The following is a 25563-nucleotide window of genomic DNA, read 5'->3' on the forward strand; positions in this document are numbered from 1 at the left end:
TCCGGCGTGTTTTTGAAGCTGACTACACAAGCACCTGCCCTACCCTTCGGCTCTAGACTTGGCGCACCGAATCGACAACGAAAGGGCTGCAACATGGCGAGTCTCTGGCTGTTTTTCCTGGCATTGGCAGTGGTCTATCTGTTGCCTGGCCCGGACATGATCCTGCTGCTGCAAACCGGTGCCCGGCAGGGACGCGGCGCGGCGCTGGCCACCGCTGTTGGCTTGGGCATTGCCCGCGGTTGTCACGTGGCCTTGGCGGCATTGGGGCTGGCGGCGCTGTTCAAAGCGGCGCCGTGGACATTCGAGGTGGTGCGATTGGCGGGGGCGACGTATCTGCTGTGGATTGGCATTCAATGCCTGCGCAGCACGCTGCTGCCGAACCTGAATACGGGTGAGGCTGGTGAGGCGCACGGGCAATGGCGCGAAGCCGTCCGACGCGGTTTGCTGACCAACCTGCTCAACCCCAAAGCGTTGCTGTTCTGCTCGGTGCTGCTGCCGCAATTCATCGTCAATGACGGCGCACCGGTGCTGAGCCAGTTCGCCGTGCTCGGCATGTTGCTGGTCGGCGTCGGCCTGCTGTTTGACAGCGCCTACGCCCTCACCGGCGCCGCGCTGGGTCGTTGGCTGCAACACAGTCCAACGGCCCAGCGCGTACAACAATGGCTGTTCGGCAGCCTGTTGATCGGTTTCGCCGTGCGCCTGACGTTCGTCCAGCAGGCTTAGCCCTTGCGGGTCTTGCGCCGGCGACGGCTGATGAGCAGCAACGCGCCGGCCGTGAGCAGCACAATCGCGCCGATCTGCACCGGCGATTTGTACGGCCGCAACGACGAGCGCACAGCATCGGTGACCTGGGTGACGTAACGTTTGTCGGCGTTTTCGAAATCCGGGTACGGGCACTGATTGCCGAAATCCACCGCCCACGGTACGAATGGTCCTTCCTTGATGTAACGCTGATACAGCACGCTCTGATCTTCCAGGCTGCTGTTCCAGCCGGCGGCGTTGCACAACACAGCGGCAAACGCCTGGCTGGTGTGCGGCAGATTGTCTGCGGCGCGCCCGGCCAACTCGGTGGCGACAAAACGGTAGTGATAGCGCTGATCCGGTTTCGCTTCACTGGCGACCTGCCGTTGCACTTCGGCCTCACTCACCAGCGGGCCGACTTTCAGCTCCATGCTTTCCAGACTGTAATTGCCACCGAACGTGGCGTAGTCCGGCGACATCTCGTAACCGAGAATATCCATGCCCCACTCGCGGGCCGTCCACGCAGCGTTGTACAAGGCACTCGCGCGCTTGGTCGGCCACCACGCGGCATCGGCTTTCAGCCGTTGTTCGCCGTAGAGTCGAGCTTTGTTTTGCAGGTCGGGATTATCGAAATAAGCGACCGCATCGGCGTAATGCCCCTCACGCAGCAAGCGCCGACCAAGCAGATTGCGCAGGCTGGCGGCGACCGGCAGCGGCACGTAGTTATCGCGCTGCTGCTGGGTCAACACTGGCGGTGCCGGCACGTTTTCATCGACGTAGCGTTTTAGTTCCTCAACCGTCAGCACACGCTCGGCCACGGTTGCGGCGTCGAACCAATAGGTGCTGTTGCTGCGATACAACTGCACGAAAGCTTGCAGATATTCCCCTCGCTGCAACGCGAGAATCGCACTTTCACCTTCAACCCGGCATTTCGGCTGAACGCTTTCAAACGCCCAGTCTGGCGTACGGCGGTAACCCCAGTCTTCGCTCTGCGGGAAGGCCTGCGCGGCCTTGGAATAGGCCGCTGCGGCAGCGCTCTTATCGCCGTCACGCACCGCCAGCTTCGCCCGCAGCCACCACGCCAGCCCGCCATCACCGGCGTTTTCCAGGAAGGCTTTGGCACCGGCGTAGTCACCTTGTTGATAACTCATCGCCGCCAGACGATCGGCATTTTCGAGGCTGCCACGGGTGCTGTTTTGCAACAACTTGACGAGCTTTTTCTCGCTCGGTGGTTCATCGCCATACGACCAGCCTTGACGGCTGACCAGCGATGCCGTTACCAGTTGCTGCACCGCTTTGTGTTGCAGCAACTCGGCCAGTTCGGCCTCGGGCAACTCCGCCAGCTCATTCATCACTTGCTTGAGCGAGGTGTAACCCACCGCCGAGCCATGCAGGTTCTGCGCTTCATACAATTCGATGGCGCCGCTCCAGTCGCCCGCCGCGCGCAACGCCCGCGCCTCTTCACCGAGGCTGGCAACGCCCAATTCCAGCGGATCGCTGAAACCGTCGATGCTCATCTGCCGGGCCTGACGGAACGCAGCCAGCGATTGCTCCAGCGCTTCGATCGCATCGCCGCCTTCGCTGCTCATGGCAAACCACGTGCGGCCCAGCGAATACGCGGCCCAAGTGCTGCGCAACGGACGCTGTTCCACCGGCAAGGCCAGCAGCTTGTCGAAATAGGCGATGGCGAGTTGATGATCGCCCGTGGCAAACGCCACCGCACCGGCGACGTACAAACGGATTTCCGCCGGCAGACTGGCGCCTTGCGCCTCGGCCTGACGTGCGTCTGTCAGACCGCGCAATTGTTTGACCAACGCTTGCTGCTCGGCACTCAGGCCGGCTTGTTCGGCGATTTCCCGAGCCTCGGCGGCCGCGTTTTCCTCACCGTATTCGTTGGGATTGTGCGTCGCAGCGGTGACGTTCTTCAGCCCGGCAATGGTTTTGCCGAGACGACTGAGTTCGAAGTTGAAGTTGCCCTCAGGCAGATCCGCGAGGGTCTGCCCACGATTATCGAGCAGGCGCATCGGGAAATCCGGTCCGCAGGCCAGCGCCGAACCCAGCGGCAAGCAGAGGCTCAGGCAGAGCAGATGGCGGGGCCAGTTACGGGTCAACATGCGAACCTCCTTGATCAATATGTGCGCAACGCGCCCAACCGATGGCGCGTTGTCCGCCCGCCGGCAAGCGGCCGGCGCGCAGGCGGGTGAAGGTAAGCAGATCCGGGCTCTGTTGCAACGAGTAACCGGCGAGCGCATCGGCACCTTCACAGCTTTGCACCTGCAGCGTGATCCGCACCGGCCACGCACTGTCGAGATTGCCGGGGTTGTCGAGCCTGATGTCGTAGAGGCCCTCGCGTTCGCTTAACGTCACGCCGAGCTGACTGGCGAGTTGATCACCGCGGGCAACCGCCCTAAGGGTGGTCAGACTCCAGGCACGACGATCATTGGCCAGCGGCAAGCGAAACCAGATCAACCCGGCCAGATGCGCCGGCGGATCTTCGCGCAACGTCTTGCCGAGTTGGCTCAATTGCAGCGGATCGGCGAGCAGTTCCCGGCGCTCGCCACCGCGCTCAAGTTGCACCTCGCTTTCCACCACCGGCGCACCGCCGTCATCCGGCAATAGCGCGACGCCGTAAGCCGGCAGCGCGAGGTAAAAAGGTTTATCGGTGATACGCGCCCAGGCCTTGGCCCACTTCAACGCCTGATCGGAATCGAAGAGCCCTCGACGCGGGTCACTGACGGCGTGGACTTGCAACACGCTGCTGTCGACGGTTTGCAGGAGTACGGTCAATTGCGAACTATCGAGCCAGGCTGGCAGCGCGGTGATGCTTAACAGGATGTCCGTAGGCAATGCCACGCGCAGATGTTTGAGGAATTCAGCGTAAGCCGGCAAGCGTGCGTTACCGGCGTCGTGATCGATCTCGACGCCGCTCAGCGTCAGACCTTGCGCCTGCCAGTCGGCGAGCACCTGCAGAATCTGCGCGGTGACCTGATCCTGAGCCAGCGACTTGAGTTGGCCGTCGAGACGAATCACTGCAATCAACGGACGACCATCGGCTTTCAATAACGGCGCATCGATCCGCGCCCGGCTCCATCCGGCATTTGGAAAGGCTTGCAGGGCGAGGACGCGTAGCGTTGAGAAATCCTGGCGACTGTCACGCAGCGCCGCCTCGTGGGCCGGCGTCCATTGGCGTTGCCAGATGTAGAGTTGTTGGTCGAGGGGTGGCGCGTCCTGCTGCTTGCAAGCCACAAGCAAGATGCCCAAGAACAGACCGACAATAAACCGCATACCTTCCAACCCCCTGACACCACAAGGCTGCAAGGTTACACAAAAACCCTGTAGGAGCTGTCGAGTGAAACGAGGCTGCGATCTTTTGCTCTTTTTTTCAGGATCAAGATCAAAAGATCGCAGCGTGCCGCAGCTCCTACAGGGGTGCGGCGGGTTTACGGGCAATGATCACCTGGCTTTTCGCAACCACCGCATCCAGCGCCTGTTTGATCTGCGCACCACGCGGCGAGTCCAGCACCGCTTGCCAGGTGTCGGCCCAGTGATTGAGCAACGGATGATCCGGGTTGCTGAAATCGACCTTGGCTTCCCAGAACAGCAACATCCACATCGACCAGTAAAAACCGTACTGGCTGTGGCTGATGATCTCCAGCCCCGCTTCACTGACCATCGCCTTGAACTGTTCTTCGCTGATGATGCGAATGTGGTTGGGCTTCTGGAAATACTCGGCCGCGGCGATGTCTTTTTGCAGGTCTTCAGAGCTTGGATGCGGCACGCTCAGCAGGTACAGGGCCCCCGGCTTGCCGACGCGTACCAGTTCGGCAAGGAACTGCGCCGGGTCGTCGACGTGCTCGATGACTTCCGTGGAGACCACACGCGTGGCTGTGCCGTCGGCAATCGGCAGTGGATTGCAGTCGGTGACGTGGCATTCGATGTCCCGCGCTGGCGTATCGCTGAGACGCTGCCGGGTCGCTTCGACCTTCGCTCCGTCGATATCGGCAATGATGATCTTCGCCCCGCGCATGCCGCAGAAATGCACATTGCCGCCATCACCGCAGCCGACGTCGAGCAAGGTGTCGGCGGCGGTCACCGGAAAGCCTTTGAACAGCTCGCCGGTTTCCTGGTTGAACCAGCCACTGAGCATCGCATCGTGCAGGCCGAGCATGTACGGATCGGTCTTCTCGGCGACCGCCACGACAGGCTGCGCGGCGACCGGAGCAGGCGTGCCCGCCGTGAGTTTCTTCAAAAGGCTCAGCATGAGGTGGCTCCAGAGGATGGGATGGCGGTTCGGGACGTGCCGAGGCGTTTGACCAGCGCAGCGCCACGGTTGCGCATCGGCATTTCGATAAGGCGATAATTCAGTTCGCTAAGCAGTACGATCAGGCTGAACGCCAGCAGCAGTGTGACGATCGGATGCCCGGCGGGGCTGGGCAAACCGGCGCTCTGCAAACGGAAGATCAGTTCACGCACCAGTTGATAGGCCGGAATGTGGATCAGGTACATACCGTAGGAGCGACTGCCGATCCACGCCAGCACACGCTGCATAGCACCGGCAGGCATCAGGTAGTCGCGGTTGTACGAAGCGATCCACACGAGCAAGGCGCCGAGTACGGCAATCGAGCCGATGCGGTAAGGAGCGAAGGTGAAACGGTCGGTGGCCATGAAGCTCAACAGTGATCCAATGGCGATCAACGCCGAAATTCCGGCCCACGGTCGACGCAGGAAGGTCGGCTGCCAGCGTTGATAACTCGGCTGCGCGCTCCACATCGCCAACAGCACGCCGAGGGCCAGCGCGTCTGTACGCACGACCATCAGCAACGGCGTGCGCACGGTCAGAATCTGCACCGCCACCAGCGCCAGCAACGCCCAGACCAGACGCTGGCGAAACAGCAGAATCAACAGCGGGAACAGCAGATAAAACTGCTCCTCCAGCGCCAGGCTCCAGTAAACGAAACTGCTGCCGTACTCGTAATGAAAGAAGCTGTCGGCAAAACGGAAGTTCGCGTACTGCAGCACCCCGGCCAGCGTCGCTTGCAGGTTGGCGCTCAGCGTGCCGAACGCCCCGGAGCGGTTGAGAAACACGCAGGCCAGCAGCATCAGCGCCAGCCACAACCAAGCTGACGGCAACAAGCGAAACGCCCGGCGCAGCCAGAAATTGCGGGTCTCCTGCCAGTATTCCTGGCGCGTCGTACAGCCTTGCAGCGTCGGGATCAGGCTACGGGCGATGACAAACCCGGAGATAGCGAAGAACAGATCGACGCCCCACCACGGCTGCGCCCAGCCATGAATCTTCTCCAGCAACGGCACCGGGTCGGTGAACAGGCTGCCCTGCATGTGGTGGAACAACACGCCCAACACGGCAATCGCGCGCAGGACTTCAATGTCCATGATCCGTTTGCTGCTCATGCTTCGGGGGTTTCCAGGGCCATGGTGCGCTCTTCGAACAATTGCGCGAGGAACACTTGCAGACGCTGTTCCGCCACAGCCTGACTGCAGAAACCTTGCAGGCTGCTGACGGCTTGCGCCGACATCTGTGCGTAACGCGCCGGGTGGTTTTTCGCCACGTCGTAACTGGCCTTGTAGGCTTCACACAACGACGCCCAGTTGGTTACGTAACGCAAGGTGCGAAAGGCTCGACGCGGATCGTGCGGCCAGGCGGTGAGTTCATCCGTGGACTCGATCAGAAAGGCATTGTCGGCGCTCAGGTAATCGATCATCGCCGTGGTGCGCGGCGCCACCGCCGGTTTGCCGCAGGACATGAATTCCATCAGCGGCAAGCACTGGCCTTCGCCATACGAGGTGTTGACCACATAACGGGTGGCCTGCACCAGACGCTCGTAATCCGGATCAGCGAGGTAGCCATAAATCAGCACGATGCGGCAACGGTAGGACTGGTTTTTATAGAGGTGATGGAGGATGTCGCCGAGCGCTTCTTCGGCATCGTGATGGGTCAGTTTGAGGACCAGCGTGGCGTCTTCGACGTCGCGGAAACTGACACAGAAAGCGCTGAGCATGTCTTCCCAGTTCTTGCGCCCGTCGCCGGGATTGAACACCGAGGTGTACACCACGCCGTCGAGCAACAGCTCTTGTTCGGTGACCGGCGCAGTGAAATCGATGCCCTCACCACTGCGCAGATGCGCTGGACCAAAGGCATTCAAGTCGAGCTTGCGACTGTCCGCCACCAGCCCTTTGATAGTCAGGCGCAGCGGCCCCGTCGAGGTTTGCCCCTGCAACTGCGCGCCACGGGCCGCAAAGCGATCCCACACCGGTGCCGGCACCGCAACGATCGGGTAGTCATCCGTCATCGCTTCGCGCACGGCGTTGACCGTGTAATTGGAATGGGTGATCGCTGCGCCACAGGCTGCCAGCACCGTACGCCAGTCGTTGCGCGATTCACCGGCGAACGGCTCGTTGGGGATGGTGCTGAATTCCCATGCAAACACCGGCAACGTCGGACACGCCAGGTGCACCGGGGTGCGATGCGGCGGCGAGAACGACAGAAATACACACGGCTCACCACGGCTCAGGCATTCCCGGTACAGCGCATCGATCTCGGCTTGCGGATCGAGCACTTCCACCACCCGCCCGAGCCGTTCGAGCACCGGACGGTATTCCTTGAGCACGAAGTAATAGCTGTACTCCGAACGCCCGAGGTTCTGCGCGATGGTGTGCTGGTTGGTTTCTGAATGAATGATGATCAGCATGAGGCGTTATCCGTCACGGGCGCGGCATCGGCAGCCTCGGGGGCCAGCGCGAAAAAATCCGCCATGCGTTTTTGTACCGGGGCGAACGCGCAGTAATCGTGCATGCGTTCGATGGCGGCCGCCGACATCTGCTGATAATCCAGTTGCCGGGTCTTGGCCATCCGATAACTGTTTTCGTAGGCGTTTTTCAGCGAGCCCCAGTCCGGGCGATAGCGCAAAGTACGGTAGATGATGCGCGTGTCCTGCGGCCAGATTGTCAGCTCTTCGCTGGACTTGATCACGAATGCCACCGAATCATCGATGTAATCTTCCATCGCCGTGTGATCAGGGGCGATCACCGGTGTGCCGCTGGACATGAACTCCATCAGCGGCAGGCACAGGCCTTCACAGCGCGAGGCGTTCACGTAGAAACTCGCGGCCTGATACAGCCTGGCGTACTGCGCGTCGTCGAGGTAACCGTGCATCACCACCACCCGGCAGGCGAACGGTGTGAGTTGCGCAAGCAATGTCATCAACTCGCAGTAGTAGGAAGCCAGATCGTTCTGGGTAATCTTCAACACAAGCGTCGCGTCGGACGTTTCGCGAAACGCCCAACAGAATGCGGTGATCAGTTGATGCCAGTTCTTGCGGCCATCCTTGGGGTTGAACACGGTGACATAAACCACACCGTCGACCGTGGTTTCGACCACCGAAGTGGTGTCCGGCAAGCTCAGCGTCACCGGTTCGACGACGGGTACCGGCAGCGGCCCACACACCGCCGGCAAGCGTTGTTCGAGCCAGCCGTGCAGCGTGTCTGGCACCAGATCGCGAATGCCTTCCCAATACCAGTTGTAGAGAAACTTCACCCGTGGCACCGGTTCTGCCTGCTCGAGTCCTAGATCCAGCGCCCATAGACGCAGGTAATGCCGGGCAATGACAAAGCGGCGTTTGAGGGTCAGCGGTGGCGGACGCGCGGCTTCGATTTCGGCCGCCAGCGCGGCTTCTTCTTCCGGCGTGATCGGTGTCGGGATCAGTGCATCGGCGCAGAGTCCGAGGGTGCGAGTATCGAAAATGCAGCCCTTGATCGCCAGCGAGGTGCCTGGATTGACTGGCGCACCCTGTGCCTGCTGACGGATCGCCGCGAAGTTTTCCCACAGCGGCGTGGGCAATACCAACACCGGGAAGTCTTCGCCCATGGCACGACGGATGGCTCGAGCGGTGTGGCTCGACAGCGTGATAACCCGCCCATGGCGAGCGAGCATCTGCGTCCAGTCCTGACGCGGGTCGTTGTCCCACTGTTCGTCAGGAATCGAGTCGAACTCCCAGGCCACCACACACACCGTCGGGCATTCGAGGTCGACCGGGGTTTTCTGCGGCGGAGTGAACGACAGGAACAGGCTGTCTTCGCCAGCGACGAGCAGTTGTCGATACAGCGGATCGACGTCGGCGGTGGACGCGACCACGTGCACGCGCCCAAGGCTTTCCAGCACCGGGCGATAGGCCTTGAGCACGAAGTAGTAACTGTATTCCGGACGGCCGAGACTCTGGCCGATGGAACTGTCATTGACGTCCGAATAAAGAATGAAATTCATGGCATCCCACGATGAAGGCGCCATCCCGGTACCTTCATGCTATGACGGCCGTGCGCTGGATCGAGTCGGCATGGCCGGCCCTCGTCCTTCGTCATCGGGTACGTCTTCGTTCTTGTTTTAGTGGTCGGTTTCACCCTGCGTCGCGGTTCTCGAATCAAAGCCCGGGATTTGGCGACGAGGGGCATTCTAAACACATCCGTCAGGGATTCGTGAACCGCCCGGCGAGAATAAATCCGCTACGCTGACGAGAACTGACCAGTCACGGTATGGCCAGTTGAAATTGCTCGGCAATTGGCACAGATTGACAGCAAATAACTACAACAACGTTTTCGCCTGTCGTCTTAGCGGTTTTTTCCAACCGATCTGACAGACCCTTCTCTAAAGCCTGTAGGAAGTGCTGCGAAAACCAAGACCAAGGGGTCGCTGTTTGAAAAAGCGTCTGTTCGTCACGGGTCTCAGTGGATTCGTTGGACAACATATTCAGTCACGTCTGGCCTCGCCTGACTCTGCGTGGGAACTGCTGCCTGCAGCTTCACGTTACGACCTGACGGCTCCAGACAGCCTTGTCGACCTGTGGCCGCAAATGCCTGACGCGGTCATTCATCTGGCCGGCCAGACGTTCGTTCCCGAAGCCTTCCGCGACCCGGCACGTACCTTCGACATCAATCTGCTCGGTACCCTCAATCTGTTGCAGGCTCTCAAGGCCCGAGGTTTTCAGGGCACCTTCCTGTACGTCAGCTCCGGTGACGTTTACGGCCAGGTCAGCGAAAGCGATCTGCCAATCACCGAACAACAAGCGCCCTGCCCGCGCAATCCGTATGCGGTGAGCAAACTCTCGGCCGAGTTTCTCAGCCTGCAATGGGGTTTGAGTGAGGACTGGCCGGTGCTCGTCGCGCGGCCGTTCAACCACATCGGCGCAGGACAGAAAGAAGGTTTCGTCATCGCCAGTGCTGCCCGTCAGATCAATCGCATCAAACAGGGCCTGCAAGCCCCGCAACTGGAAGTCGGCGATATCGACGTCACGCGGGATTTCCTCGATGTCGGCGATGTGATTTCGGCCTATTTCGCGCTGCTGGACAAAGGTCTACCGGGACAGGTTTACAACATCTGCTCAGGGCGCGAGCAGAGCATCCGCAGTCTGATTGAACAACTGGCCGATCTGGCCGAAACGCCAGTGCAACTGGTTCAAGATCCGGCACGCATGCGCCGCGCCGACCAGCGTCGCGTTTGCGGCAGTCACACCAAGCTGACCCGGACCACCGGATGGACACCTGAAATCACAACACAACAATCCCTGCGGGCGATCCTGTCCGACTGGGAGAAGCGAGTAAAACAAGAATGACTAAAAGTGCACTGATCACAGGGATTACTGGCCAGGACGGCGCCTATCTGGCCAAACTGTTGCTCGACAAGGGCTACAAGGTTCATGGCCTGGTAGCACGACGCAGCAGCGATTCGCGCTGGCGCCTGCGCGAGATGGGTGTCGAAGCCGACATCGTTTATCTCGATGGCGACATGGCTGATGCCTGCTCGGTGCAGCGTGCAGTCATCAAGTCGGCGCCGGACGAGGTCTATAACCTCGCCGCGCAAAGCTTTGTCGCCGCCTCGTGGGATCAACCGGTGACCACCGGCATCGTCGACGGCCTGGGCGTTACCCATCTGCTTGAGGCGATCCGTCAATTCAGCCCGCACACCCGCTTCTATCAGGCTTCGACCAGTGAAATGTTCGGTCTGATCCAGGCTGAGCAGCAGGACGAAAACACACCGTTTTACCCACGCAGCCCTTACGGGGTGGCCAAGCTGTACGGCCACTGGATCACCGTCAACTACCGCGAAAGCTTCAACCTGCACGCCAGCAGCGGCATTCTTTTCAACCATGAATCGCCACTGCGCGGCATCGAGTTCGTCACCCGCAAGGTCACCGACGCCGCCGCACGCATCAAACAAGGCAAACAGCAGGAGCTGGCCTTGGGCAACATCGATGCGAAACGCGATTGGGGTTTTGCCGGTGATTACGTCGAAGCCATGTGGCTGATGCTGCAACAAGACAAGCCTGACGATTTTGTGGTCGCCACCGGCGTCACCACCACCGTACGGGAAATGTGCCGCATCGCCTTCGATCACGTCGGCCTCAACTACCGCGATTACGTGAAGATCGATCCCGCGTTCTTCCGTCCGGCCGAAGTCGAAGTGCTGCTCGGCAATCCGGCCAAGGCTCAGCGCGTGCTGGGCTGGAAGCCGAAAACCGACCTGGATACCTTGATCCGCATGATGATGGATGCGGACATGAAACGCGTCGCCAAGGAGTAGGCCATGCTGATCCCCGTGATTCTGTCCGGCGGCGCCGGCACCCGTTTGTGGCCGGTGTCCCGCGAGGGCCATCCGAAACCGTTCATGAATCTGCCCGACGGCCAATCGCTGCTGGGCAAGACCTATCAGCGTGCGGCAGCGTTGCTCGACGGCTGGGGCGACATCGTCACGGTGACCAACCGCGAGTACTACTTCCAGAGCAAGGATCACTATTGCGCCGCCCACGTGTCGCGCCATCGCGGGCACTTCCTGCTGGAGCCGACCGGGCGCAACACGGCGCCGGCCATTGCTGCTGCCGCGTTGTCGCTGCAAGCACTGCACGGTGACGACGCGATCATGGTGGTGATGCCCGCCGACCATTTGATCGTCAATCAGGACGCGCTGAAAACCGCGGTCGAGCACGCCGTCAATCTGGCCAAAGACGGTTATCTGGTGACCTTCGGTGTGATCCCGACGGCGGCGGAAACCGGCTTCGGCTACATCGAGACCGGCGCCCCGCTGGACGCCAAAGGCGCGGCGAAAGTACAGCGTTTCGTCGAGAAACCCGACCTGCAAACCGCTACGCATTATCTGGAGAGCGGCAACTTCCTGTGGAACTCAGGCATGTTCTGCTTCACCACCGCCACCGTGATTGCCGAGCTGCAATTGCACGCGCCCGAACTGCTCGAGCAGACCCGCGCCTGCCTGGCCGCCAGCGCGCCGATCGAAACCGTCGGTTGCCTGCAGCAAGAACTGTCGCCGGCGCTGTTCGCGGAAATCACCGACATTTCCATCGACTACGCACTGATGGAGCGCTCGGAAAAAGTCGTGGTCGTGCCGGCGGGTTTCGACTGGAGCGACATCGGTTCGTGGGGCGCCGTCGCGGCATTGGTGCCGGCCGACGCCGACAACAACCGCGCCAGCGGCGAAGCGATTTTCATCGACAGCCACAACAACTTCGTCCAGAGCGAAGGTCGTCTGGTGGCAACGGTGGGTGTGGATAATCTGATCGTGGTCGACACCGCCGACGCCGTGCTGGTGGCCCATGCCGACCGTGCGCAGGACGTACGCCGCGTGGCCAAGCAACTCAAGGACAAATCCCACGAAGCCTATCGGTTGCATCGTACCGTCAGCCGTCCGTGGGGTACTTACACTGTTCTCGAAGAAGGGCCGCGCTTCAAGATCAAGCGCATCGTGGTCAAGCCTGGCGGCAAGTTGTCGCTGCAAATGCACCATCACCGCAACGAACACTGGGTGGTGGTCGAAGGCATGGCCAAGGTCACCAACAATGGCAGCGGTACGACGCTGGTAGCCAAGAACGAATCGACCTTCATCGCCGCCGGCCACAAGCATCGCCTGGAAAACCCCGGGGTGATCGATCTGGTGATCATCGAAGTGCAAAGCGGCGAATACCTGGGAGAGGACGACATCGTTCGCTTCGAAGACCAATACGGCAGGACGGTTTAAATGCTGCTTTCCCTGTTCCGCTCATTGCATGGCTACCGGGGTTTCATCTTCGGCAGCGTGCAGCGAGAGTTTCAAGCGCGGTACCGCAATTCGTTGTTCGGCGCGCTGTGGCCGATCTTCAATCCGCTGTCGATGATCGTCGTTTACACCGTGATCTTTTCCCACATCATGCGCGCCCGTTTACCCGGCGTGGATGACAGCATGGCCTACAGCGTCTACCTCTGCGCCGGGCTGCTGGCGTGGGGACTGTTTTCCGAAATTACTCTGCGCAGCCAGAACATGTTTCTGGAAAACGCCAACCTGCTGAAGAAAATCAGCTTCCCGCGCATCTGTCTGCCGGTGATAGTGCTGTGCAACGCCGGGATCAACTTCGCGATCATCATCAGCCTGTTTCTCGGCTTTCTGCTGATCACCGGACGCTGGCCGGGCATGGCCTTGTTGGCGCTGATTCCATTGATCGCCCTGCAAATGATGTTCTGCGCCGGACTGGGCATGGTCCTCGGCGTATTGAACGTGTTCTTCCGCGATGTCGGTCAGCTGTTCGGCATCTGCCTGCAATTCTGGTTTTGGCTGACGCCGATCGTTTACCCGATCACGATCCTGCCGGAATGGGTACAGCGCCTGCTGCAACTCAACCCGCTGACCAACCTGTTCAGCAGTTATCAAAACCTGTTTCTCTACGGTCAGTGGCCGGTCTGGAGCTCGCTGCTGCCGATCTTCGTCACGGGTGTGCTGTTTTGTCTGATCGGTCTGCGGCTGTTTCGCCAGCGCGTCGGCGAAATGGTGGATGAACTCTGATGGGACATATTCGCGTCACCGGCCTGAGCAAGGCCTACAAACAATACCCCAACCGCTGGAGCCGACTGGCCGAGTGGCTGCTCCCGTTTTCGCCGATCCGCCACCGCCAGCACTGGGTGCTGCAAGACGTCGAATTCGAAATCGCCCCCGGTGAAGCGGTGGGCATCGTCGGCGCCAACGGCGCGGGCAAAAGCACTTTGCTGAAGATGATCACCGGCACCACCCAACCCACCACCGGCAAGATAGAACTGCAAGGCCGCGTGGCAGCACTGCTGGAACTGGGCATGGGTTTCCACCCGGATTTCACCGGTCGCCAGAACGCCATCATGGCCGGCCAGTTGCTGGGCATGCAGCTCGAAGAAATCGAAGCACTGATACCCGACATCGAGCATTTCGCCGAGATCGGCGACGCCATCGACCAACCGGTACGCACTTACTCCAGCGGCATGCAGATGCGCCTGGCGTTCAGCGTTGCCACGGCGCGGCGCCCGGACATCCTTATCGTCGACGAGGCACTGTCGGTGGGCGACGCCTACTTCCAGCACAAAAGCTTCGAACGCATCCGCAGTTTCCGCAAATCCGGGACCACGCTGCTGATCGTGTCCCACGACCGTTCGGCCATTCAATCGATCTGCGATTCGGCGATTCTGCTCAAGGATGGCCGCATGGCCATGTACGGCAAACCGGAGCCGGTGCTCGATTATTACAACGCGCTGATGGCCGAACGCGAAGGTCAGATCGTGCGACAGGAAATGCTCGCCGGCGGCGAAGTGCAAACCGTCTCCGGGACCGGCGAAGCAGCGATTCTCGGCGTGCGCCTGCTCGACGAAAACGATCGCAGCATCGACGCCGCCGAAGTCGGCCAAGCGGTGGTGCTCGAAGTGAAAGTTGAAGTGCGCAAGGACATCGAACGGCTGGTACTGGGCTTTATCCTCAAGGATCGTCTGGGCCAGATGATGTACGGCATCAACACCCATCGCCTCGACAAGGCGCTGACCGACCTGCACGCCGGCGAGCGTTTCACCTATCGCTTCGCTTTCGTCATGGGGTTGGGCAAAGGCAATTACTCCGTGTCGCTGAGCCTGTCGCGCCTGGACTCTCACCTCGATCGCAATTTCGAATGGCGCGATTACGGGCTGGTGTTCCACGTCATCAACAATCGACAGGAAGATTTCGTCGGCTGTTCATGGCTGGGTGCCAAGACCACCATCTTGCGCGACACCGAAGCCCGGCCTGTCGAGCGCTTGCCATGACCCGCTTGCTCGTCGAATGCACCCATGTGTTCAAACACCCGACCATCAACTCGGGGATTCAGCGGGTGGTGCGCAACGTCATCAAGCAACTGCCTGCCAGCGCCGCAGGCGTCGAGTGCATGCCGGTGGTGGTGCTGAATGGCGAACTCTATCGCGTACTGCAACTGGCATCGCTCGATACGCCTTTTTTCAACAGGCTGGAAACCTTCGGCGGTCGCCTGGAGCGCCTCGCCCATCGCTTCTGGCAATGGCATCAGCGTCGTGATGCGCAACTCACCTCGAAACTGGCACGGCGGATTCTGTATGTCGGCTACCGGCTGACGATCTTCGGCGCGTTCGGCCTGCCGATCCGCCTGATCCGACGAATCAATCGCAGGCAACTGCTCAAACGTTGTTCACCGTTACAACACCAGCCGGGCGATCAACTGGTGTTGCTGGATTCATCCTGGCACTCGGATTTTTTCGCCCACGTCGAGCGACTCAAACGCGACGGCGTCGGCATGATCGCGGTGATCTACGACCTGATACCGCTGACCCATCCGCAGTTTTACGACACGCGTCTGGTCGAGGTTTTCAGCGAGTGGTTCGACTGGATCACTCGCACGGCCGATGGCTACATGGCGATTTCCGCCACGGTGCGTGATCAGGTGCGTGAAGAATTGCAGCGCAGAATCGGTGTCGAGCAGACCAGCAAGCGCTGGTTCGATTTCTTTTACCTGGGTTCCGAACTGGATCTGCATACCGACCAGGCAACGGTCGAGCCGCGCCTGAAGCAATTGTTCACGACAACCGAGCCGGTTTACCTGATGGTCAGCACCATCGAGCCACGCAAAAACCATGCGTATCTGCTCGATGCCTTCGAGCGCGCCTGGGCCACTGGCTCAACGGCCCGGCTGTGCATCGCCGGGCGGATCGGCTGGAAATGCGAGGCCCTGCTCGCCCGGGTGCGCAATCATCCCGAGCTGAATCAGCGTCTGTTCATGTTCAACGACCTCAGCGACACCAGTCTTGAACACGCTTACGCTCACGCCAGTGCGCTGGTGTTCCCCTCATTCGTCGAAGGCTTTGGTTTGCCCTTGGTGGAAGCCATGCAGCGTGGCCTGCCGGCGATGGGCAGCGATATCGCGGTGTTCCGCGAAATCGGCGGCGAGTTCATGGCGTATTTTGATCTGCAGGATCCGCAAAGCCTTGCCGACCTGATCAACCAATTCCAGCGCAACGGCCAGTTCCCCGCTGCTCGCGAGGTCGCGGACTGGCAGTGGATCGGCTGGCGCGAAGCCAGTCTGCAACTGGCCGAACGCAGTGTGCGTAATGTTCTGCAAGCGCCGGCGGCGCCAGCGAGGCAACATGCGCATAGCGCTTAACGCACGCATTCTTCAGGCACCGCGCACCGGCATCGGCCATTACGTTGCCGAACTGGTCAACGCCTTGCGCAGCGAACCCGACATTGACGTGACATTGTTCCACGGCTGGGGCTGGAGCTCGGCACTGCCGGAAGCGGCGATGCCCGGTTACTCGCGCCTGACGCCACTGCTGCGGCAGATTCCCGGGGCCTATCAGGCACGTCGCTGGCTGGAGCAGAAACGCTTCGATCAGGGTCGCACGCAAGGTATCGACCTCTATCACGAACCGAGTCTGTGGCCGCTGGCCTTCGACGGCCCGACCGTGATCACCCTGCACGACCTGACTCACCTGCATTTCCCCGAAACCCAGCCACCGGCACGGCTCAAGGAAATCGAGCGGCGATTGACCGTGGGTGTGCAACAGGCGCAGGTCATTCTCACCGACTCGCAAGCGATTGCCGAAGAAGCTCAGGATTATTTCGGCCTGCCTGCCGAGCGTTTCGTCGTCGCGCCACTGGGGGTCGCCGAGCGCTTTCATCCGCGCGAGGCGAGCGCCATTGACGCGGTGCTCAAGGCGCACGCGGTTGAGGCGCGGGAGTATTTCCTTTGCGTAGGCACGCTGGAGCCGCGCAAGAACCTTGGCTTGGCCCTGCGCGCCCATGCCCTGCTGCCGGAGGCCGTGCGCCAGCGTTATCCGCTGCTGATCGTCGGCATGGCCGGCTGGGAACGCGAGCAGTTCAGCGAACCCTTGCGTCAGGCGTTGGCCAGCGGGCATGTGTGCCTGCTCGGTTATTTGCCCGATGACCAGGTGGCGCAACTGTTGGCCGGCGCCCGCGCCCTGATTTTTCCGTCGCTGTATGAAGGTTTTGGTCTGCCAGTGCTGGAGGCCATGGCCAGTGGCACACCGGTGGTGCTCACGCGTTCTTCGGCAATGCCGGAAGTCGCGGGCGCAGCGGGCAACTATATTGAAGCTGACGATGCAGAAGGCCTGCGTGATGCGCTGAGCCAACTGATCGACGATCAAGCGCATTGGCAGGCATGCCAAGAAGCCGGGTTACAGCAGTCACGGCTTTTTTCCTGGGAGCGTTGTGCACAGGCCACCGCCAGTGCCTACCGCCAGGCCATGGGAGGTTGAATGCGAGTTCTTCATTTTTTCAAGACGTACCTGCCTGACTCGGTCGGCGGCATTGAGCAAGTGATCTTCCAACTGTGCGAAAGCGGCGCCCAGCACGGTATCGACGGCCAGGTGCTGACGCTCAGTGCCGACCCGACACCGCCCGTGGTGAAATTGGGCCAGCACGAAGTGCACCGCGCCAAACTCGACATCCAGTTCGCCTCCACCGGTTTTTCCTGGAGCGTGTTCAAACAGTTTCGCGAACTGGCGGCCGAGGCCGATGTAGTCAACTACCACTTCCCGTGGCCGTTCATGGACCTGGTGCATTTCGCCAGCACGATGAATAAACCGAGTGTGGTGACTTACCACTCGGACATCATTCGCCAGAAGCACCTGCTCAAACTCTATCGCCCGTTGATGAACCGCTTCCTCGCCAGCGCCGACCGCATTGTTGCCGCTTCACCGAACTACCTGCACACCAGCGATGTGCTGCAGCAGTTCCAGGACAAGACCCGGGTGATTCCCTATGGTCTGAACAAGGCAGGTTATCCACAACCCGATACCGAGCGGATGAATCGCTGGCGCCAGCAACTTGGGGATAAGTTTTTTCTGTTTGTCGGGGTGATGCGTTACTACAAAGGCCTGCACATTCTGCTCGAGGCGCTGAAAGACGTGGATTATCCCGTCGTCATTGTCGGTGCCGGGCCATTGGAACTGGAGCTGCACGCTCAGGCACAGGCGTTGGGCCTGCGCAATATTCATTTCCTCGGCCGCCTCGGTGACGAGGACAAAGTCGCGCTGCTGCAACTGAGCTACGCGATTGTTTTCCCGTCACACCTGCGCTCCGAAGCTTTCGGCATCTCCCTGCTGGAAGGCGCGATGTACGGCAAGCCGATGATCTCCAGCGAGATCGGCACTGGCACCAGCTACATCAATATTCACAACGAAACCGGGCTGGTGGTCCCGCCCAGTCATCCACAGGCATTTCGCGAGGCGATGCGCACGCTCTGGGAAGACCCGGTGCGCGCCGCAGCGATGGGGGTGAAAGCCGAAGCGCGTTACCGCCAGCTATTCACAGCCGATGAAATGGGGCGCAAATGGACGGCGTTGTATCAGGAATTGCTGGAGGAGAAAGACCTGTCTTACGCCTGAACCCTGTTTTGGAACGTATACCAACTGTGGGAGCGAGCCTGCTCGCGAAAGCGGTCTGTCAGCAACAATGATGTTGACTGATCCGACGCATTCGCGAGCAGGCTCGCTCCCACAGGGTATTTGTGGCGGGGTCGGAATTACAGATCCAGCACTAAAGGGTGGGTACTATGTGCCGGAACCGCGCAGCAAATCAGCACATGCCCCGCTTCCGGAATATCCGCCGGCGGCTGTGGATAATTCACCGCGCCGCTGACCAGCCGGGTCTTGCAGGTACCGCACGAACCACCCCGGCAACTAAACTCCGGACGCAAACCCCGGCTTTCCGCCAGCTCCAGCAAACTCCCGCCATCAGGCTGCCAGCGCGCCTCTTTTGCCGAGCGCTCGAACACCACCGGCACCGATGTGGTCGCTGCGGGCGGTTGTTCGATCACGATCGCGTCCGGATCGGCCTGGCGTTTCAGCGTCGACGGGCCAAAGGTTTCCGCATGGATCTGCGCATCGCGCACATCCAGTTCGCGCAGGGTGTCGTAAAGCCCTTGGGTAAAACCACCGGGGCCGCAGAGCACAAAGTCGAGCTGGTCGAAATCCTCGGCATTCAGCAGGTTTCTCAGCACAGTGCCGTCGATGCGCCCACGCACATCGAAATCCTCGCCCTCTTGCAGATCGGCTTCCGGCTGGCTGAGCAAGCGCAGGACTCGCACAGAGTCGCCTGCGGTTTCGAGCAAACGATCCAGCTCCCTGCGAAACGGCTGATCGGCGAGGCTGCGCGAACTCTGCAGCAACAATGTCGGACGAATCCCCCGAGTGCGTAAGCCTTGGTACACCACTTCGCGCAACATCGACAGCAATGGCGTGATGCCTACTCCGGCCGCCAACAGCACCAACGGTCGGTGCTCCAGTGGCGCCACCGTGAAATGCCCTTGCGGTGCCCGCGCCTCCAGTACGTCACCGACGCGAATCTGCTCATGCAGATGCGAGGAAATCAACCCTTCGCGCTTGACGCTGATCCGGTAAAAACCGTCCGACGGCGCACTCGAAAGGCTGTACGTGCGGATGTGTACCTCACCGTCGAGGGTGAAACGCAGCGGCAAATGCTGACCGGCAAGAAACACCGGCAAACCGGCGCCATCGGTCGGCTCCAGATAGATCGAGCGAATGTGGCGGCTCTCCGCTTCGATCTTCGCCACCCGCAGCGGCCGCCATTGGTTGCCCAGCGCCTGCGCCTGCAAACGCGCGTCGGCTTCGGCCCAGTTACCGGTCAAAAGACTGGTCGGCGACATGCCGTCGAAGCGCCAGCGCAACGCCAGGGCGGCCGGGCGCCGCACCAGTTTTTCCACTTCAAACGTCCACAGGCGTTCCGCGCCTTGAAAGGCCTCGATCTGCGGATCATCGAGAAGAATCTCGGTGCGCCCGCTGAGTTGCAGCAGATCACCTGTGGAAAAGTCGATGAACAGCAAGCCAGCCTTGGGGTTGAGCAGCAGATTGCCAAGCGTGTTGAAGTGCAGATTGCCAGCGAAATCGGGGATGGTCAGACGATTGCCTTCTACCCGTACGAAACCGGCCTGGCCGCCACGATGAGAAACATCCACCGCGCGCTCGCCCTCGACATCCACAAAACTGGCGACAAAAAACGTATCGGCGCCAGTGATCAGCGCGATGGCCGCGTCATCGAGGCCGTTCAGATGCTCAGCCGGGCGTGTCTGCGGATCCGTCAGCGGCACGCGCTGAAACTGGCGCAGTTGAATGTATTGCGGGCAGTTGCCGAAGGCCTGATCCACGCTCACATCAAAACCGTGAGCGCTCAGATTGCCGACATGACCGTTGAGGCGATTGCGCCGACGGGTGTGCAACTCGATGCCAAGCAAGCCGATCGGTTCGCCGTTACGCAGCTGCGCAGGGTCATCGGCAGCAGGCTGACTGGCGAAATGCAGGTGCTCGGGATCCGGCGAATGGGCAAAACCCGGCGCGCCTTCGAGCACACTGGCCCACGGGCGCCCATCTGCATCGACTGCGCCGTACAACATGAAGGGTAATTGCTGATAGAACTCACGGTGCTGGTCCGGCATCCAGGTGCGAATCACCTTACGCCCGAAGGCTTCCATGCGTTCGGCAACCCCGACTTTCGCTTGCAACTGTTGCTCGCCAGCGTGCCACGGTGAACGTTCCATCACGACCTCTCCCCTGCACCCTCGGCACAGTGTGGATTGCGAAAATCAGGCGGTGGTTTGCAGACCGGCAATCGTGCGCGGCATGCCGACGAAACCAGGCAGGGCCTCGACCCGGGCCAGCCAAGCGCGGACGTTACCGTAGTCGTCCAGCGACACATTGCCTTCCGGTGCATGAGCGATGTAACTGTAGGCCGAAACGTCGGCAATGCTCGGTTCGTTGCCGGCCAGATACGGTGTTTTGCCCAACTCGATGTCCATCACCTTGAGCAGGTTGTGCGCACGGGTAATCGCTTCTTCTGCATTCAGTTGGGCACCAAACACTGTGACCAATCGCGCAGCGGCAGGGCCGAATGCAATCGGCCCGGCGGCCGCCGACAACCAGCGCTGCACACGTGCCGCACCGACCGGATCGGTTGGCAGCCAACGACCGTGGCCGTATTTCTGCGCCAGATAAACCAGAATTGCGTTGGAGTCGGCCAGCACCACGCCGCCGTCATCAATGGCCGGTACTTGGCCAAAACTGTTGATCGCCAGATACGCCGGCTGCTTGTGCTCACCTTTGGCCAGATCGACGAGGATCAGCTCGGTCGGCAGTTGCAGCAGGGACAACATCAGCTCGACACGGTGGGCGTGGCCGGAACGTGGAAAGTTGTAGAGTTTGATTGCTTGCATGGTCGACTCCGCTGAGCAGGGGCGCCGCTGCGGGGATGAGCGCGCCGATGGAGGCCATCTTGCGCTGATCGCGAAAACAACAGAATCACCAGTAAACGCAATCGATTATTTCACCGAGAGCAATAACGCTGCATTTTTCAACGCTGGATGTTCGCGCAAAGCCTCTGCCGTGAAATCGACAAAACTGCGGATCCGCGCTGGAGCCTTGCGCCCGCCCTGATACACGACATGGATCGGCAGCGGCGGCAGTTCGAATTCGGCGAGGACGATTTCCAGTGCGCCGGCGGCAACCTGGCTCGCCACTTGATAGGACAACACCCGGGTCAAACCCAAGCCTGTGCAAGCTGCTGTAATCGCAGCCTGATTGGCGGTAACGATCAGACGCGGCTCGGGACGCACACTCAGCGGTTCGCCAGCGTCGAGAAACGGCCAGGTGCGTTGCTGACCAATCGCTGAAGTCGCCACTACTGGCGCTCCCGCCAGCGCGCTGGGATGAGCCGGTCGACCATGTTTGGCAAAGTATTCAGGCGAGCCGCAAATGACTCGACGCACCTCACCCACCCGAATCGCATGCTGGCTGCTGTCCGGCAGATCACCGATGCGCACCGCCACATCGATGCCCTCCTCGACCATGTTGACGATCCGATCAACCAGCACGGCATTAATCGTGACATCCGGATACTGCGCGAGATAACTCGCCATCACCGGCGTCACAAACAAATCACCGAACAACACCGGCGCCGTCACCGTCAGTTGCCCACGCGGCTCGGCATGACTGCCCGCCGCCGAATCCTCGGCTTCCTGCACCTCGGCGAGAATCCTCCGACAATCCTCCAGATAACGCTGCCCGGCTTCGCTCAAATGCACACTGCGCGTGGTGCGAATCAGCAATTGCGTGCCGATGCGCAACTCCAGCGCCGCCACCGCCCGCGTGACGCTGGCCGCTGACAAACCCAGACGCCGCGCCGCCGCTGAGAAGCCTTGCTCTTGGGCGACAGTGGTGAAGATGTGCATTTCCTGGAAGCGATCCATTCCTTGACTCCTACGTCGCAGCGTTCATCCGCTGGTGCAAATCCGGGAACAACAACTGAGCAAACCAAATCGGTAGACCCGGATAAAGATCACGCGCTTTCGGTGTCGCACTTTCCACCAACCCCAACTGCACCAAACCTTTCAACTGATCCGTGGCTACGCGATCCGACAGTCCGGTGAAAATCTTGAAGTCGGCTCGACTCAACGTTCCCTGAGTCAGCAGAACATGCAATGCCCGTGCAGCCTCAGGTTTGATTCCCGCCATTTTTACACGCTCGTGCCACACAAAAATGCTGTGCAATCTTTCGCGCATATTCGATATGTTCAACGCCCGCTCGGTATAACGCATTTGGTCGAGACAGGTTTCCAACATGAAGCCGACAAACTCGAACAAGCCTGCTTGAGTCAGCTGACCACGACCGTCCAGATCTCCGCGGCGGGGTTTGTCGGCATTGGCTAATCGGGCGTAATAGGTTCCCTGCTGTCGAGCGAGACCGCGAGATAACGACCAGAGAGGTGAGACCAGCCCAAGTTTTTGCAGTTGAAGATGAGTAAGTAACCTGATGGTTCGCCCGTTGCCATCGATAAATGGATGTACCCAAGCCAGTCTGTGGTGATACGCCATCACCGAAAGCAATCGACTCCGCGCATCCGGCAAACGCCCATACACATTCTGCATTCGAGCGAGCATCGGACTCACGGATTGACAGGGTGGTGCAGAATGGTTGCCGACCAGAACTTCTCGTCCCCTTACATCACGCAATTCGCCGGGTACCAAGGGGCTACCGTCGCTCAACATCAATTGATCTTCGCGGGCTCCGTAGAAGAGTCTTTTGTGCAAACGCGCAACAAAAGCCGGGCTGAAGAGAACTTCCCAAGGAAGGCTCTTATGCATGGACAACGCGCGCTCGAAAGCCTGTTGCGTACCGATGTGCGTCATCGCCAGTTCGGTCAGCTCCTTGCGTTGCCGTTTGGGAGACGTCGGGGCGAGGGTCACCGGCTCGGTGAACTGGCCTTCAATCAAGTTACTGTAAAAGCTGCTGGTAACCCGAAGTAACCCGCCGACCCGCTGCAACATGGGGGGAGAAACCATCGCACTGAGCTTCCCAGCCTGAAACGGCACCTGCTCAGCCAAATGCAGTATTTCATTCGGAAATACCGGCATAAGCGGCTCAAGCCAATGGGTTCCCAAGACTGTTTCAGCACACATTCAACCTCCAGAATCGCGGATTTATCTGCGGATTCAAGAATACGCTCAAGGCCCCTATTTACCTAGCCTTGAGTTCTGTAGGAGGTTTCTCATACTGATGTAATACGCGGATTATTTTGCGGATTTTTTTTACAGAAAAAAACGCAGTAGTGAGAGTCTGGTTCCAATGTCCTACATGAGAGCGCGAAATCTCGCGCTCTCGTGCAAAAACCGTTACTCCACCGTCACCGACTTCGCCAGGTTACGCGGCTGATCGACGTCCGTGCCTTTGAGCACCGCGACGTAGTACGACAGCAGCTGCAGCGGAACCGTGTAGAGGATCGGCGAGAGGATGTCGTGGATATGCGGCATCTGCACCACGTGGGTGCCTTCGCCGTTGGTCATCCCGGATTTTTCGTCGGCGAATACGATCAGCTCGCCGCCACGGGCGCGGACTTCCTGCAGGTTGGATTTGAGCTTTTCCAGCAGTTCGTTGTTCGGCGCCACGGTAACCACCGGCATGTCGTTATCCACAAGCGCCAGCGGGCCGTGTTTCAGCTCGCCGGCCGGATAAGCTTCGGCGTGGATGTAGGAGATTTCCTTGAGTTTCAGCGCACCTTCCATCGCCACCGGGAATTGCGCACCACGGCCAAGGAACAGGGTGTGGTTTTTCTCGGCGAACAGCTCGGCGATCTTCTCCACAGTGCTGTCCATGGCGAGTGCTTCGCCGAGACGGGTTGGCAGGCGACGCAGTTCTTCGACCAAACGGGCTTCAACGCCTTCGGCCAAGGTACCGCGCACTTGACCCAGCGACAGCGTCAGCAACAACAGGCCGACCAACTGCGTGGTGAAGGCTTTGGTCGAGGCCACGCCGATTTCGCGGCCGGCCTGAGTCAACAGGGTCAGATCCGACTCGCGCACCAGCGAACTGATGCCGACGTTGCAGATCGCCAGACTGGCCAAGAAGCCCAGCTCTTTGGCGTTGCGCAGGGCCGCGAGGGTGTCGGCGGTTTCGCCGGACTGCGAGATGGTCACGAACAGCGTGTCCGGCTGCACCACGACTTTGCGGTAACGGAATTCACTGGCCACTTCGACCTGGCACGGGATACCGGCCAGTTCTTCGAGCCAGTAACGCGCGACCATACCGGCGTGATAACTGGTACCGCACGCGACGATCTGCACGTTACGCACTTTGGCGAACAGCTCGGCCGCTTGTGGGCCGAATGCTTGCACCAGCACCTGATCATTGCTCAGGCGACCTTCGAGGGTGCGTTGTACAACGGCCGGTTGCTCGTGGATTTCCTTGAGCATGTAGTGGCGATATTCGCCCTTGTCGGCGGCTTCGGCACCGTCGCTGTACTGCACGGTCTGGCGCTCGACGGCGTTGCCGTTGATGTCCCAGATCTTCACGTTATCGCGGCGAATTTCGGCGATATCGCCTTCTTCCAGGTACATGAAGCGGTCGGTGACCTGACGCAGCGCCAACTGGTCAGACGCGAGGAAGTTCTCACCCAGACCCAGACCAATCACCAACGGACTGCCACTGCGCGCGGCGACCAGACGATCCGGCTGCTTGGCATTGATCACGGCCAGGCCGTATGCACCGTGCAGTTCCTTGACCGTCGCTTTAAGCGCAACGCTGAGGTCAGGCTGATCCTTGAGTTTGTGGTTGAGCAGGTGAGCGATAACTTCGGTGTCGGTGTCCGACGTAAACACGTAACCCAGCGCTTTCAGTTGTTCACGCAAGGCTTCGTGGTTTTCGATGATGCCGTTGTGCACCACCGCGATGTCGCCGGAGAAATGTGGGTGGGCGTTACGCTCGCACGGTGCGCCGTGAGTCGCCCAACGGGTGTGGGCAATGCCGAGACGGCCCACCAGCGGGTGTTCGGCCAGCGCCGCTTCGAGCTCGCTGACTTTACCCGGGCGACGCATGCGCTCGAGGGTTTCGTCGTTGGTGAAGACCGCGACACCGGCGCTGTCATAGCCGCGGTATTCCAGGCGCTTGAGGCCTTCGAGCAGGATGGCGGTGATATTACGTTCAGCAACTGCGCCGACAATTCCACACAT

Annotated in this window: 20 protein-coding genes; 9 read left to right on the top strand and 11 right to left on the bottom strand. The window is 60.3% G+C overall.

Annotation, left to right across the window (positions count from 1 at the left end; translation table 11 throughout):
- Positions 1-93: 93 nt before the first annotated feature.
- The gene (locus tag RMV17_RS29595; RefSeq protein ID WP_311884508.1) at positions 94-723 is read left to right on the top strand and encodes a LysE family translocator; all 630 of its coding nucleotides are present in this window, start codon (positions 94-96) and stop codon (positions 721-723) included.
- Here RMV17_RS29595 and RMV17_RS29600 read toward each other — a convergent pair.
- The 6 genes from RMV17_RS29600 to RMV17_RS29625 all read right to left on the bottom strand — a co-directional run bounded on the left by RMV17_RS29600 (position 720) and on the right by RMV17_RS29625 (position 9019).
- Positions 720-2855, bottom strand: a complete 2136-nt coding sequence (locus RMV17_RS29600) for a hypothetical protein (protein ID WP_311884510.1) — start codon at positions 2853-2855, stop codon at positions 720-722. The two genes, RMV17_RS29595 and RMV17_RS29600, sit on opposite strands and share 4 nt — an antisense overlap.
- Positions 2842-4026, bottom strand: coding sequence for a DUF3142 domain-containing protein (locus RMV17_RS29605; RefSeq protein WP_311884512.1), 1185 nt, complete (start codon positions 4024-4026; stop codon positions 2842-2844). The genes RMV17_RS29600 and RMV17_RS29605 overlap by 14 nt, the downstream gene beginning before the upstream one ends.
- 136 nt (positions 4027-4162) lie before the next feature.
- Positions 4163-5002 (bottom strand): class I SAM-dependent methyltransferase, encoded by an 840-nt coding sequence (locus RMV17_RS29610; RefSeq protein ID WP_034152164.1) that lies wholly within the window; start codon positions 5000-5002, stop codon positions 4163-4165.
- Positions 4996-6150: an acyltransferase gene (locus RMV17_RS29615; protein WP_311884516.1), complete on the bottom strand. Its 1155-nt coding sequence runs from the start codon at positions 6148-6150 to the stop codon at positions 4996-4998. The genes RMV17_RS29610 and RMV17_RS29615 overlap by 7 nt, the downstream gene beginning before the upstream one ends.
- Positions 6147-7448 (bottom strand): glycosyltransferase, encoded by a 1302-nt coding sequence (locus tag RMV17_RS29620; protein WP_311884518.1) that lies wholly within the window; start codon positions 7446-7448, stop codon positions 6147-6149. The genes RMV17_RS29615 and RMV17_RS29620 overlap by 4 nt, the downstream gene beginning before the upstream one ends.
- Positions 7442-9019 carry a glycosyltransferase gene (locus RMV17_RS29625; protein ID WP_311884520.1) on the bottom strand — a complete coding sequence of 526 codons (1578 nt, stop codon included), beginning with the start codon at positions 9017-9019 and terminating at the stop codon, positions 7442-7444. Before RMV17_RS29625 ends, RMV17_RS29620 begins: the two co-directional genes overlap by 7 nt.
- A 427-nt stretch (positions 9020-9446) precedes the next feature.
- Between RMV17_RS29625 and RMV17_RS29630 the strand changes: the two genes are divergently transcribed.
- The 8 genes from RMV17_RS29630 to RMV17_RS29665 are packed head-to-tail and all read left to right on the top strand — an operon-like array spanning position 9447 to position 18435.
- Positions 9447-10361 carry a GDP-mannose 4,6-dehydratase gene (locus RMV17_RS29630; protein ID WP_311884522.1) on the top strand — a complete coding sequence of 305 codons (915 nt, stop codon included), beginning with the start codon at positions 9447-9449 and terminating at the stop codon, positions 10359-10361.
- Positions 10358-11329 (top strand): GDP-mannose 4,6-dehydratase, encoded by a 972-nt coding sequence (gene gmd / locus RMV17_RS29635; protein ID WP_011336673.1) that lies wholly within the window; start codon positions 10358-10360, stop codon positions 11327-11329. The genes RMV17_RS29630 and gmd overlap by 4 nt, the downstream gene beginning before the upstream one ends.
- 3 nt (positions 11330-11332) lie before the next feature.
- Positions 11333-12775 carry a mannose-1-phosphate guanylyltransferase/mannose-6-phosphate isomerase gene (locus RMV17_RS29640; RefSeq protein WP_034152169.1) on the top strand — a complete coding sequence of 481 codons (1443 nt, stop codon included), beginning with the start codon at positions 11333-11335 and terminating at the stop codon, positions 12773-12775.
- Complete coding sequence (locus tag RMV17_RS29645) at positions 12776-13573, top strand: ABC transporter permease (RefSeq protein WP_311884525.1); 798 nt, start codon at positions 12776-12778, stop codon at positions 13571-13573.
- Positions 13573-14826, top strand: a complete 1254-nt coding sequence (locus RMV17_RS29650) for an ABC transporter ATP-binding protein (RefSeq protein ID WP_311884527.1) — start codon at positions 13573-13575, stop codon at positions 14824-14826. Before RMV17_RS29645 ends, RMV17_RS29650 begins: the two co-directional genes overlap by 1 nt.
- Complete coding sequence (locus RMV17_RS29655) at positions 14823-16190, top strand: glycosyltransferase family 1 protein (protein WP_311884529.1); 1368 nt, start codon at positions 14823-14825, stop codon at positions 16188-16190. The genes RMV17_RS29650 and RMV17_RS29655 overlap by 4 nt, the downstream gene beginning before the upstream one ends.
- Complete coding sequence (locus RMV17_RS29660; RefSeq protein ID WP_311884531.1) at positions 16174-17304, top strand: glycosyltransferase family 1 protein; 1131 nt, start codon at positions 16174-16176, stop codon at positions 17302-17304. Before RMV17_RS29655 ends, RMV17_RS29660 begins: the two co-directional genes overlap by 17 nt.
- The gene (locus RMV17_RS29665; RefSeq protein ID WP_311884533.1) at positions 17305-18435 is read left to right on the top strand and encodes a glycosyltransferase family 4 protein; all 1131 of its coding nucleotides are present in this window, start codon (positions 17305-17307) and stop codon (positions 18433-18435) included.
- A 137-nt stretch (positions 18436-18572) separates the two neighbouring features.
- Here RMV17_RS29665 and RMV17_RS29670 read toward each other — a convergent pair whose 3' ends face one another.
- The 5 genes from RMV17_RS29670 to glmS form a co-directional block, all read right to left on the bottom strand.
- Positions 18573-20603, bottom strand: a complete 2031-nt coding sequence (locus tag RMV17_RS29670) for a pyridoxamine 5'-phosphate oxidase family protein (protein ID WP_311884535.1) — start codon at positions 20601-20603, stop codon at positions 18573-18575.
- A 45-nt stretch (positions 20604-20648) separates the two neighbouring features.
- The gene (locus RMV17_RS29675) at positions 20649-21275 is read right to left on the bottom strand and encodes a glutathione S-transferase (protein ID WP_311884537.1); all 627 of its coding nucleotides are present in this window, start codon (positions 21273-21275) and stop codon (positions 20649-20651) included.
- Between the two features lie 105 nt (positions 21276-21380).
- Positions 21381-22307, bottom strand: a complete 927-nt coding sequence (locus RMV17_RS29680; RefSeq protein WP_034152177.1) for a LysR family transcriptional regulator — start codon at positions 22305-22307, stop codon at positions 21381-21383.
- 10 nt (positions 22308-22317) lie between these two features.
- Positions 22318-23517, bottom strand: a complete 1200-nt coding sequence (locus tag RMV17_RS29685) for a Fic family protein (RefSeq protein WP_240998049.1) — start codon at positions 23515-23517, stop codon at positions 22318-22320.
- 213 nt (positions 23518-23730) lie between these two features.
- Positions 23731-25563, bottom strand: a complete 1833-nt coding sequence (gene glmS, locus RMV17_RS29690) for a glutamine--fructose-6-phosphate transaminase (isomerizing) (protein ID WP_311884543.1) — start codon at positions 25561-25563, stop codon at positions 23731-23733.

Origin of the sequence: Pseudomonas sp. VD-NE ins (assembly GCF_031882575.1) — a bacterium.
Classification (GTDB): domain Bacteria; phylum Pseudomonadota; class Gammaproteobacteria; order Pseudomonadales; family Pseudomonadaceae; genus Aquipseudomonas; species Aquipseudomonas fluorescens_BZ.